The sequence below is a fragment of the Bacillus cereus group sp. Bce041 genome (assembly GCF_052646455.1).
On sequence record NZ_JBQXON010000003.1, the window covers coordinates 443,266 to 455,322 of the forward strand.

Below are 12,057 nucleotides of genomic sequence, written 5' to 3' on the forward strand. Positions count from 1 at the left end.
TAGGAGGACATATAATGAAAGCTATCGTTGTAACGTCGTTCGGTGGTCCTGAAGTGATGAAATATACAGATTTTGATATACCGGCTATTTCAGAAGATCAAGTTTTAATTCGCGTAGTTGCTACTAGTGTAAATTTCGCTGATATTAAATCACGTTATGGCAAAAAAGGAAATAAAGCACTACCTTTTATTCCAGGTATAGATGCCACTGGTATTGTAGAACGTGTCGGTTCTCATGTGAAAAATATTCACCCTGGACAACGTGTCATTGCTTTTCCTCAAAATGGATCTTACGCAGAATACGTTGTTGCAAATGAAAATCTTACTTTCGTATTTCCCCATGAAGTTGACTTTCAAGCTGCAGCCGCTTGTCCAATCGTATCCTTTACAAGCTATAATTTACTCGCAAATGTTGCAAGAATTCAAAAAGGTGAATCTGTACTCATTCATGCAGCTGCTGGCGGGATTGGTACTACCGCAATTCAACTTGCTAAACTATTAGAGGCTGGAACAGTTATAGGCACTGTCGGAAGTGAAGCAAAAAAAGAAATTGCTTTAGATGCTGGAGCTGATTATGTTATTTGTCATCAAGATGAAGATTTTGTAGAGAAAGTCAATGAACTGACAAATGGTGAAGGGGTTGATGTAATTTTAGACTCTATTTCTGGAACGGTTTCTGAAAGAAGTTTAAACTGCCTTGCTTATTACGGTCGCCTCGTTCATTTCGGTAATGCTAGCGGTGAAATTGGTAACTTTCAAACGAAAGATTTACATGCAAGTTGCCGCTCTATACTCGGTTTTAGCTTTGGAACCACACGAAAAAAGCGTCCTGAACTGCTCCAAGAAACTGCAAATGAAGTTTTCCGTTATTTGCGTGACGGACGTTTACAAATTAAGGCTACGAAATCTTTTCCACTTCAAGATGCAGGGAAAGCACATGAATGGGTCGAAAGTAGAAAAAGTACAGGGAAAGTAATACTAACTGTTCAGTCCTCTTCCTGAAATGAATACTGGAAACAGAGGTGGCATTCATGGGATCACGAATTATGCATGTTATTATCGCTAACGGTATTGCTGAGAAACTATCTATTCACGATAAGACTTCTTTCTTACTTGGAGCTGTAGCCCCTGATGCTGTTCATTCAAAAAAAGAAAAAGGAACCTCACATTTTTATGCCGGTACAACGAAGAACTATACGAGAAGAATAGATTATGATTCATTTTTTCATAAATATGAATCACATATAGATTCCCCATTTATTTTAGGCTATTATACCCATCTCATCGCCGATGATAATTGGCTAAGTGGATTTTTTCTACCTTGGCTAAAAAATAGAATAGAGAATGACGAAACTATCGCACCCCTGTACTATAACGATTTTAAATTGTTAAATGCAAAGTTGCTTCATCATTACGATCAAGAACAACAGCTTTTCTCTCTTCTCAATCAAGAGGCTCACATTGTGGATATTGAAGAGGTTTCTAAAGAAAACGTTTTAGCTTTTCGAAAGTATCTTTTTGAAGATATGTTGTATCCAAAGCAACATTTGCATGAAGACTTACAAGTATTTACGTTTGACCAAATCGTTGGCTATATTGAGACAGCGATTGAAAAAGGAGTATTTTTTATTAAACAACTCTCTAATGAAAAATCCACTTCAAAAATTTAATCCCCCTCAAATATATTTGAGGGGGATTTTCACATAGCAATATTATTATTGGTTCTTCTCCATAACCGCAAAATAATTCCCTTCGCTATCAGCAAAGTTAAACACTTTACCAGAAGGCATAGTTACCATTTCTCCAACAGTAACATTTTTGTTTGTTAAATCTGTATATAATTGATCAAGATTTTCTGAGAAGAACATTAAGGACGGTGTACCAAGATTCAATTCTGGGCTCATTTTAGAAATAACTTCTTTATTATGTAATATAATGCTCGTTTCTGCACCGTTAGTCGGAGCAATTTCAATCCATCTCATTCCTTGCTTGTTATCTTCCTCTGCTACTACATGAAACCCTACCTTTTCCGTCCAAAAATTTACTGCCTCATCTTGATTATTTACATATAACATAATTTGTCCTACTTTATGGATCATTACATTTCCCCCTAATGGTTTTTATATTCTATGTAGCTTTCTACAAATACTATCGTTATTCCTTTTGAGTTGGTATGTACTTCTTTGCAAAATTTATCGACTGACTCATCCCATCCAGTTCATCAAAATAATCATTTCTTTCAATCATGTTATATCCGTCGAATCCAATTTTATCTAATACTTTGAAGAATATATCGAAATCTACTTCACCATTCCCTGCTGCGACTTCAATATACTTACTTGAACTATCGCTTTTCACCTTTGTACAATCTTTAATATGAGTTTGCACTATATAATCTTTTAATAGTAATAAACCTTCTCCCGGATTTTCATTTACATCACTTATTAAATTTGCTGGGTCAAAGTTAACAGCTAGTCCTTTCGAGTTTGCAGTTTCTAAAAATCGTTTTAATACTATTGCTTTTTCAGATCCCGTCTCAATGGCGAAGAATCCTCCAAATCTGAACGCTAAGTCCCCTATTTCATTACAAACACGTAGCATTTTATCATAGTACTCACTATTTTCATCATCAGGGATTTTCCCAATATGGGCTGTTACTATGTTAGCTCCTAACCTTAACCCTTTATCAGTAATATATTTAAAACTCTCTATTACACATTCAGCTTCAGTTCCTATTATTCCATTTTCTCCGAAGCTAATTGCTAATGACGGGACTTGAATCTCATTAAAAGATAAGTTTTCTTTTAATGTATTCCATTGTATCTTTGAGATGTTAGCTAAGTTGAAAGTCGGATTCATAGCATATAATTGAATATATTCTAAATCCCATTCCCTTGCTTTTTGTATTCCTTCGTTTACTTCAATATATTTTGTATTCAAAAACATTCCTAATTTCCTATCCATATGTGTACCTTCTTTTTATTATTTCGCATCATTTTAATATTCGACTTTTTTATATTATCTCCTCGTATAAACCAAATAAATAAACTACCCTTTTTTCGATACTCCCAGTAGAAGCATATATATGATAGGCACATTAAAAACACTAATACAATTCCCATTATCACTTGTTTACAAACAAAAAAGACGTAACTACAAATAGTTACGCCTTCTCCATCATTTATCTAGGCTTTTTCTTCCCAGTAAATGCTGGTTTCTTTTTCTTTGGTGCTTTCGGTTTCGTTTCTACGAATGATCCTTTGAACATTTCTTGCTTCGTAAATACGATGCCTAGTTTTTTCGCAAATTGCAGTAATTTGCGCTCTTCTTGTGGAGTTACAAGAGATACGACAGTTCCTTCTTTACCCATACGTCCAGTACGTCCTGAGCGGTGAATGTATTGGTCTACTGTGTCTGGTAATTCTAGGTGAATTACGTGTGTTAAATCGTCAATATCGATACCGCGCGCTGCAATATCAGTAGCAAGTAGAATTTCTAATTTCCCTCCGCGGAAAGCACGCATTGTCGCTTCACGCTCTTGTTTACTTGCTTCTGCATGAAGAGCCGCTGCTTTCATTTTACGGAATTTCAATTTCTCAGTAATTTCATCTAAACGGAATGGGTCGTTTAAGAAAGCAACTGCTTTTACATCGCCCATATGCATAATTCTTCTTACGTAATCATTTTTTTCGCGTCGCTCACAAATGATATACGTATGCTCAACTAAGCTTTTTGATTCTGCACGTGTTACACGTACTAATTGTGGTTCAACTGCTAAATCACGTGCCGCATCTTCTGCCGCTTTTGTCATTGTCGCCGAGAAGAATACTAGTTGACGATCGCGCATCGTTGATTTAATTACATCTTGCACTGCGCCCATCATTTTTTGCTTTACAATTTGATCAAACTCATCAAATACAATTGTTTTTACTTCATGCATTTTTAGCTTTTTCATTCGAATTAATTCTAAAATACGGCCTGGTGAACCGACAATTACTCTTGGGTGTTTCTTTAATTTTTCAACTTGGCGCTTAATATCTGCACCACCAATTAAAGATGCACCTGAAATTTCAGTTCCTGCTGTAAACTTTTGAACCTCTTCATGAATTTGCATTACAAGTTCACGTGTTGGCGCTAAAACAACAACTTGTGGCTGTTTTACTTCAGGATTAATTTTATGTAAAAGTGGTAATAAGTACGCTAATGTTTTTCCTGTTCCAGTTGGAGATTCAGCTATAACGTCTTGTCCTTCTAAAATAGTTGGAATCGCTTGTTTTTGAATTTCAGTTAACTCTTTAAAACCAGCCTTCTCCCAAGCTTGTTGTAAAAATGGTTGCATATCTTTTATCATTTGTTTTTCTCCTTTATCTCTATTTTTGAAGAAAATGCTGTATTGTTCGCACCGTTTCTATCATGTGTGAAATAACAGCTATTAAATCATCAACATGGTCTTCTGTAATCGCTTTTTGAAATAGAACCTCTACCTTATTATGATATGAAATCGCTTGCTTATTATATTCGTATGAAACTTTCTGCATAATCATTCTTTCTTTTCCCCATATAGAACGCATTAATGTTTCAATTTCTTCGCATTTTACTTCTGGTTGTTCTAACGGGAATGAAAATGCTAGCTTCATTTCACAACCTGGTGTAAACTGAGGCACTTCTAGTATTTCACCAGACAAGTTCTTTGCATCCACAGATAATGAAAATGTTGCTTCTACTAATGGTTCAAACGGTTCTGTTAATTGAAATGAGATATGATATATACGACTTAATGAAGCAAGATCCATCATATCTTTTCGATCTGTTACAAGAATATCTCCATGTAGATCAAAATCATACACAGCACCTTCTACGATTACTTTTAAATTGTCAAAAGCAGTTGGATCAAACATAATTTCCTCCAAAAAACAGGCGCCTTTCGATGGAAAGGCGCCACTTGATGTATATATAGTTTACAGATAAACGAGATGAATTACAACCTTTTAGAATAAACCTACTGCTTTTCCATCTTCATTTACATCCATTTGAAGTGCTGCTGGTTGTTTTGGAAGACCTGGCATTGTTAACATTGTACCTGTTAACGCAACGATAAAGCCTGCACCGATAGATGGTTTTAGCTCACGAATTGTAACGATAAAGTCAGATGGACGACCTAATTTTGTTGCATCGTCAGAAAGAGAGTATTGTGTTTTCGCCATACAAACTGGTAGGTTACTCCAACCTTCTCCTTCATATTGAGCTAATTGCTTACGTGCTTTCGGAGCAAATTCAATATCTTTTGCGCCATATACTTTTTGAGCAATTGTACGAATTTTTTCTTCTAATGGTAATTCTAATTCATAAAGTGGTGCGTAGTTGTTTTCACCTTTTTCGATTTCTTTTAGTACTTTTTCAGCAAGGTCAACTCCACCTTGGCCACCCTTCTCCCAAACTTCTGTTAAGGATACTGCATAGCCACGCTCATTACACCACTCTTGTAAGTATGTAACTTCTGCATCTGTATCTGTAATGAATTTATTAATTGCAATTACGAAAGGCACACCGAAGCTTTGAATTGTTTCAACATGCTTCTGTAAGTTTTCCATACCTTTTGCTAATGCATCTACATTTTCTTCTTTTAATTGATCTTTTGCAACGCCACCATGCATTTTAAGCGCACGAATCGTCGCAACAATAACAACTGCTTCTGGTTTAATGCCAGCTGCACGAGCTTTAATATCTAAAAACTTCTCAGCGCCTAAATCAGCACCGAATCCAGCTTCTGTAATAACATAATCACCTAATTTTGCTGCCATTGTTGTAGCGATAACACTGTTACAACCGTGAGCGATATTCGCAAATGGTCCGCCATGAATGATAGCTGGTGTATTTTCTAACGTTTGTACTAAGTTCGGCTTTAATGCGTCTTTTAATAATAGTGTTAACGCACCTTCTACACCTAAATCTTTAACCGTTACAGGTTGATTTGCAAAGTTATAGGCAACTACGATGCGAGATAAACGTGCTTTTAAGTCTTGAATATCTGTTGCAAGGCAGAACACGGCCATAATTTCAGATGCTACTGTAATGTCAAAACCGTCTTCACGTGGTACACCTTGTACAGGTCCACCAAGACCAATTACTACGTTACGAAGGGCACGATCATTTAAGTCAACGCAGCGTTTCCAAACGATTTTACGCGTATCAATTCCAAGTGTGTTTCCTTGTTGGATATGATTATCAATAAACGCTGCTAATGCGTTATTGGCAGTTGTGATCGCATGGATATCTCCAGTAAAGTGAAGGTTAATGTCTTCCATTGGTACGACTTGTGAAAAACCGCCACCTGCTGCTCCACCTTTTAATCCCATCGTCGGTCCAAGAGATGGTTCACGAAGTGCAATTACTGTTTTCTTACCAATTTTGTTAAAAGCTTGACCTAAACCAACTGTTACTGTTGATTTACCTTCTCCAGCTGGAGTTGGGTTAATCGCTGTTACTAAAACAACTTTACCGTCTTTCTCATCTTGTAAGCGCTTAAAAATATCAAGAGATAACTTACCTTTATAATGCCCGTATGGCTCTAATTCATCTTCTAAAATATTTAAATCAGCTGCAATTTCTTGAATCTTCTTCATACTCGCTTCTTGTGCGATTTCAATATCGGATTTCACTGTTGTAGTAGTTGTCATATACCCTAGTCCCCCTTTAATTGGTTCTGATGATATTGTATCAGTTTTTTGTATTTTCTGCACTTATTTACCTCCTAAAAATTCTTTCATTTCTTCATACGTTTTTTAACATAAATACCCATAAGAATGTTAACGATTGTTGTAACTCTGTAGGTAGTTGACCTAACATCTTCTCATTTACTCCGCGCTTATATACGCCGATGCCATCTATAACTTTAAAACCTTGTTCTTTCGCTAACTGTTCAAATTCCCAAGGCATCATCGTATTACAAACAACGTCTTTTCCATACAAGCGAGGATAACTGTTCTCTCGTGGCTTTGCTGTCGGCCCTAAAATTGCAATACATGCATATCCATCTTTCTTTAACACACGCTTTATTTCATTTAACGCTCGTAATGGCTCTTCCGTCCATTCTAAAGAATTAATTGCCATAATTGATTCAAATTGCTCATTTTCAAATGGTAATGCAGAAAGATCTCCTTTTATAAAAGATAAATTCGGTCCTTCTCCGCGCTCCTTACCTTTTTGAATCATCACTTCCGATAAATCTACTCCCACTGCTTTATAGCCTGCGCGACTTAATTTATATGTACCGTACCCATCACCACAACCAACATCGAGCACTTGTGCTTCTTTCTTCACGTATTGTTCAAAAAACGGAATAATTGTACTTCTGCTACCACTGTCCCACATCTCTTGACTATTTTGATTCCAAAACTCTGCGCTACTATCCCATTTCTTTTCTGCTGATTCATGCCAATTAAATTTCGTCATACATTCCCCTACCTTCACGCTTTATCACTCATTTCATTCTACATCATTTTCCAAAATTCCTGTTTTATCTTCATAAGGAGATATACATGCTAATGAAGGAATCTTTATTCTCCAATTTTTGCTTTACTTGGGTTTAACTCATACTCATGTTCTTCTCTTTATGAAAGATACTATAGGTACACCCAATTGAAAGAGAGGGATGTACATGCGAAGAAAGAGAAATCATCATTTTAAAAGTGGTGAAAAAAACGAAGAGTATGCAGCTGAAATATCACCAGCTGGCATTCCAATTAGACATAAGCGTAAAGAAATTGCAAATGAGATAGAAGGTACAAATACCGGTGCAATGGTAGGCTATGTCGCTTTATTTCTTTCGTTATTCTCCATTGCTTTTTATCCAGTTACGCTCGGCTCCCTAGCAATTTTAGTTGGCCTATTAGCTGTCAATTTCGGAGCAAGAACACTTGGATATACAGCCATTGGTTTTGGTAGTTTTTCTGTTTTATTTACTTTACTTTACCCGCTTGCTTTGTCAGCGTTTTAAAAAAACACACCAAGTCATACTTGGTGTGTTCATTCATGATACAACATAATATGACCGCATCCACAACAATGTTTCGCTGTAATTTCTTGAAACACTGGATAATTTTCTTCATCTCGATGCTCAATAAATACTTTTTCAAATCGATACATGTTTGGTGCATATGCCCAATCTTGTTTCGTACGTGCATATAACGTTGAGGAAAAAAACTCCTCACCGCCACAAACAATACATGTGTTCTTCATCAATACCCCTCCTATGCTTGTCTTACTTCATCTATATGAACATAAGCATAAAAAAAAGACCTTCTATTACTAGAAAGTCTTCTCTGAAACAAAAAGAAATGTACCAAACATTCCTACTCCGCTATATTCTTTTGAAACACCAGCTTCTGTTTTAAATGTTTGCTTTACAGTCATAAAGAATACACCATTTCGTGCATCTGTACTTTCAAATTGTAGTTTTTCTTTTTTACCATCTACATTTTGCGTGCATTCAAAACTACTCTCATTACAATTCAACGCATACTTATCCTGTACATACACTTTAAAATCTGATTCTTTTGGACAAGTTATAAGTAATATTGCCACGAGAATAATACTTATAATACCCACAATTGTATAATATTTCTTCATTTGTACTCCTTTCAAATGACAAGAAAACTTGACTTCATACGCCAAGTTTTCTTAGTCAACAACCCATTGCCACTCTTGTTCTTTCTTATCAAAAATGAGCCAACCTGTTTCTGTTGCTTCCTCTTTCAATTCATCGATATTATCTAACACCTCATCCGTACTTTCATACGAACCAACTACATATACCGGAATTTCAAGACCTCTTCTTGACTCAATCTTCCCTGCTAAATCTATGTAAAGACCATCTTCCATTAGTGGAATAAGTCCCATAATCAATTCTTTTGAAATCGCTGGGAAAATTTTTGATTTTTGGAAGAAAGAAAAACGTTTCTTACCGAAAGCACCGAGTTTATACGGAATGACTTTACTTAACATTCCTACAAAATCAGCAATTCTACGATAATACACTTTGTTGTACCATCCGTCATCATGTGAAAAATAAACAAATCGATTTTTCAGTAACGGAAAGAATGTTCTTGCAAGTGGTTCTTTTTTGTGAGCCAAATATAATAATTCTGCAATTTCTTTCGGCTCTAATTCATCTAAATCGCTTGCATCATCAAAATCTACCCAACAAAATTCATCAAATTCATCAATCTCTGCTTGAATTAACTTATGTATATTTTCTTCCTCAACATATTCAAATAAAGTATGATAATGAAAATCCGTCCATTCAAAGTTGTGCTTTAAAAGCAACACTTGATGAAGCGGTGAAGGGATGTTACTCGCAAACTCTTTAAACGTAATTCCTGATGTAATAAAACAATGACCTCGACGATTACCATTAATATATATCATATTCTTTACTTGGTCAGATCCTCCAGACAAAGCACCTAGCCACCTTCGTTTTATATGTTTCAATTCTATAGCATATTTTAACATGAAAAATTTTAGAAACATAGAAAAAACTTCAAAAACTATTTACAATTTCATGTGTTTTATTACATAGTGATTACAAGAAAAAACGCCTGCTCATAAGCAGGCGTTTTTAAAGGATTTCATCAGGGTTTTGAGGATGATGATTTCCCTCTTTCTTTTCTTCTTTTTGGAACATCGATTGAATTTTATCAATTGTTTGTGGAGCTAATTCAATCATTTTTTCTGCTAAATGTGTCGCATTTTGTAGATGTAGAATATTTACTCCATCTTTATTCACCACAAGAAATGCTACTGGTGTAATCGAAACACCACCCGCGCTACCGCCACCAAATGCAGGGTTACCGTTCGCTCTTTGTCCATCATTCGTTTGGAAATCAGAACCTCCTGCTCCAAAACCGAACGCTACTTTAGAAACCGTTAACACTACACCACCGTCAGCCGTTTGAACAGGCTCTCCAACAATCGTATTTACATCGACCATTTCTTTTAAATTTTCCATTGCTGCTTTCATTAACCCTTGAATTGGATGATCCACCGTTCATAACCTCCTTTGTCATATCTTTCCTAGTTTTTCCGAAAGTTTGTGAACTAAACATAAAATTTTATATTGATTTCAAAAAACTTAAGTTGTAATATTTAGAAAAATAAAAAAAGAGGTCGATTCGTTATGATGCGAAAATTAACAAAGAAAGATCATGAACAAGTATTCGCTTATCTAAAAGAAGAAGCAGCCCTTAACTTGTTTATTATTGGAGATATTGAAGCTTTCGGTTATGACACAGATTTTCAAGAATTATGGGGAGTATTTAAAGAGAATGGAACATTAAAATCAATTCTACTCCGATTCCACGATTCATTTATACCCTATAGTAAAGAAGAATTTATTACCACTGATTATGAGGCACTTCTTTCCACATATAAGCCGCTTAAACTCTCTGGTAAGTCAACTATCGTAGAACAATTTGAAACTGCTTCAAATATACAACTAGGTACTAAAAATGAAATGTATTTTTGCGAATGTCTAAATGACAACAACTTACCTAGCACACCAATTCATGAAACAATTAAACTTGCCTCACTCGATGATATAGAACGAATTATGAAATTACGAAGTGACATCGCTGAATTTCCGACTACCAATGAATCAGAGAAAATATTAAGGCAGGCTATCGAAACAAATACAGGACGCACATACTATATTGAAAAAGATGGCGTGATCATCGCATCCGCCTCTACTTCCGCTGAAAATTCATTATCTGCTATGGTAGTTGGTGTATGTACACACCCGAATTATCGCGGAAATGGTTACGCTTCACTCATATTACAAAAAATGATCCAAGACTTTACGAAAGAAGGCCGAACACTTTGTTTATTTTATAACAATCCAGCTGCTGGACGAATTTATAAACGACTAGGATTTAAAGACATTGGAATGTGGACGATGTATCGATAATAAGAGATACTCTATAAACGAAAATAGTTGTAACTTAGCAATAAAAGTTGATTACACAAAAAACCCACACCGTTATTATGAAGAAACTACTTGTAAAGCCGTGCCCCTAACTAAAACATGTCATGTATTCAAGCTAAATTTAGACAGATAAACGCCCCAGTTGCATCTACTCCAGCAACTGGGGCTACATATTTATACTCAATTTCTTTCCACTACAAATAGACATATTTATGAAACATTTATCACACTTATGTCGCTATTATCTTTCCGTACAAATGCCCTTCTAAATATTACTGCGTCTCATTATACTTTGCTTTAAAATCAATATATTCCTGTTTCGCATCTTGGTTATTACCTTGGTGACTATCAAAAGATGTGTGTATTTGTGATATATATTCTACTAACTTACCTTCATCATTTCGCTTCTTATAATTTATTACAATACTTACCTCCAATATCTGCTCTGAACCATCTTTAGAATCTATATGCAGTACAATCGATCCACCATCATATTCATCATATTGTATTTTCAACTTATCATTAACAATACTCTGAAACTCTGATTCATTTAGTTTATATCCAACTGTACTAGGTTGATCAAACTTTTTTATATCATCTCCGGGCTTCATCTTTAGTTTCCCTATTCCTTTTAAACGATCAACAATTAAGTTTACGTATGAAACATCCAGACTTGAATCCGTACTTTGTACCTGTCCATTCTCATAACTAATATTTGTACTATAATTAACTTCTTCTTTATAATTTTTATTATCTACTTCCGAGGTAATTTCTTGTGTTGTATTTCCATATAAACTTTTATCTTTCGTATTATATATGCCTTTCGAAGTTTGATAGATTGTTTTACTGTGCTCTCCATCTTCCTTTTGCTCATATGTACTATATATACCTCTTTGTTTCACATACGCATATCCATCATCACTAGCGGACATAACCTTTTTCATGTCACCTTCATCCAAAGCTTTGACAAATGGCTCATACTCTATCTTCGTCTCCCCAAAACCACATCCACTTAATAAACTTGATACTATTAACAGAACTATCATCATCCTAGCTTTCTTCTTTAACTTCATACTGACA

15 protein-coding genes are annotated in these 12,057 nt (G+C 35.3%); 4 read left to right on the plus strand and 11 right to left on the minus strand.

The window, feature by feature from the left end; all coding sequences use genetic code 11:
• Positions 1-14 precede the first annotated feature (14 nt).
• A complete protein-coding gene (locus ACUN13_RS13825; protein ID WP_409532270.1) occupies positions 15-1,001 on the plus strand; it encodes a quinone oxidoreductase family protein in 987 nt (328 codons plus the stop codon).
• A 29-nt stretch (positions 1,002-1,030) separates the two neighbouring features.
• Entirely contained in the window at positions 1,031-1,669 is a 639-nt protein-coding gene (locus tag ACUN13_RS13830) for a zinc dependent phospholipase C family protein (RefSeq protein ID WP_033695483.1), read from the plus strand.
• Between the two features lie 45 nt (positions 1,670-1,714).
• Here ACUN13_RS13830 and ACUN13_RS13835 read toward each other — a convergent pair whose 3' ends face one another.
• The 6 genes from ACUN13_RS13835 to ACUN13_RS13860 all read right to left on the minus strand — a co-directional run bounded on the left by ACUN13_RS13835 (position 1,715) and on the right by ACUN13_RS13860 (position 7,451).
• Positions 1,715-2,098, minus strand: a complete 384-nt coding sequence (locus tag ACUN13_RS13835; protein WP_000581478.1) for a VOC family protein — start codon at positions 2,096-2,098, stop codon at positions 1,715-1,717.
• Positions 2,099-2,153: 55 nt separating this feature from the next.
• Positions 2,154-2,963 carry a sugar phosphate isomerase/epimerase family protein gene (locus ACUN13_RS13840; RefSeq protein ID WP_033695484.1) on the minus strand — a complete coding sequence of 270 codons (810 nt, stop codon included), beginning with the start codon at positions 2,961-2,963 and terminating at the stop codon, positions 2,154-2,156.
• Positions 2,964-3,180: 217 nt separating this feature from the next.
• Positions 3,181-4,350 (minus strand): DEAD/DEAH box helicase, encoded by a 1,170-nt coding sequence (locus tag ACUN13_RS13845; protein ID WP_000588613.1) that lies wholly within the window; start codon positions 4,348-4,350, stop codon positions 3,181-3,183.
• 19 nt (positions 4,351-4,369) lie between these two features.
• Entirely contained in the window at positions 4,370-4,897 is a 528-nt protein-coding gene (locus ACUN13_RS13850; RefSeq protein WP_000460219.1) for a hypothetical protein, read from the minus strand.
• Between the two features lie 90 nt (positions 4,898-4,987).
• The gene (locus ACUN13_RS13855; protein ID WP_014482011.1) at positions 4,988-6,676 is read right to left on the minus strand and encodes a formate--tetrahydrofolate ligase; all 1,689 of its coding nucleotides are present in this window, start codon (positions 6,674-6,676) and stop codon (positions 4,988-4,990) included.
• Between the two features lie 94 nt (positions 6,677-6,770).
• Positions 6,771-7,451: a class I SAM-dependent methyltransferase gene (locus tag ACUN13_RS13860; RefSeq protein ID WP_000160043.1), complete on the minus strand. Its 681-nt coding sequence runs from the start codon at positions 7,449-7,451 to the stop codon at positions 6,771-6,773.
• 205 nt (positions 7,452-7,656) lie between these two features.
• Between ACUN13_RS13860 and ACUN13_RS13865 the strand changes: the two genes are divergently transcribed.
• Positions 7,657-7,995: a hypothetical protein gene (locus tag ACUN13_RS13865; RefSeq protein ID WP_001253201.1), complete on the plus strand. Its 339-nt coding sequence runs from the start codon at positions 7,657-7,659 to the stop codon at positions 7,993-7,995.
• Positions 7,996-8,024: 29 nt separating this feature from the next.
• Here ACUN13_RS13865 and ACUN13_RS13870 read toward each other — a convergent pair whose 3' ends face one another.
• The 4 genes from ACUN13_RS13870 to ytfJ all read right to left on the minus strand — a co-directional run bounded on the left by ACUN13_RS13870 (position 8,025) and on the right by ytfJ (position 10,041).
• Positions 8,025-8,237: a hypothetical protein gene (locus ACUN13_RS13870; RefSeq protein WP_000798747.1), complete on the minus strand. Its 213-nt coding sequence runs from the start codon at positions 8,235-8,237 to the stop codon at positions 8,025-8,027.
• Positions 8,238-8,306: 69 nt separating this feature from the next.
• Entirely contained in the window at positions 8,307-8,627 is a 321-nt protein-coding gene (locus ACUN13_RS13875; RefSeq protein ID WP_000761174.1) for a hypothetical protein, read from the minus strand.
• Positions 8,628-8,678: 51 nt separating this feature from the next.
• Positions 8,679-9,455 carry an oxalate:formate antiporter gene (locus ACUN13_RS13880; protein ID WP_000014087.1) on the minus strand — a complete coding sequence of 259 codons (777 nt, stop codon included), beginning with the start codon at positions 9,453-9,455 and terminating at the stop codon, positions 8,679-8,681.
• A gap of 160 nt (positions 9,456-9,615) precedes the next feature.
• Positions 9,616-10,041, minus strand: coding sequence for a GerW family sporulation protein (gene ytfJ, locus ACUN13_RS13885; protein WP_000349991.1), 426 nt, complete (start codon positions 10,039-10,041; stop codon positions 9,616-9,618).
• Positions 10,042-10,173: 132 nt separating this feature from the next.
• Between ytfJ and ACUN13_RS13890 the strand changes: the two genes are divergently transcribed.
• The gene (locus ACUN13_RS13890; RefSeq protein ID WP_000984760.1) at positions 10,174-10,959 is read left to right on the plus strand and encodes a GNAT family N-acetyltransferase; all 786 of its coding nucleotides are present in this window, start codon (positions 10,174-10,176) and stop codon (positions 10,957-10,959) included.
• Positions 10,960-11,249: 290 nt separating this feature from the next.
• Here the strand turns inward: ACUN13_RS13890 and ACUN13_RS13895 are convergent, their stop codons facing one another.
• A complete protein-coding gene (locus tag ACUN13_RS13895; protein ID WP_025688262.1) occupies positions 11,250-12,050 on the minus strand; it encodes a DUF3952 domain-containing protein in 801 nt (266 codons plus the stop codon).
• Between the last annotated feature and the right edge of the window lie 7 nt (positions 12,051-12,057).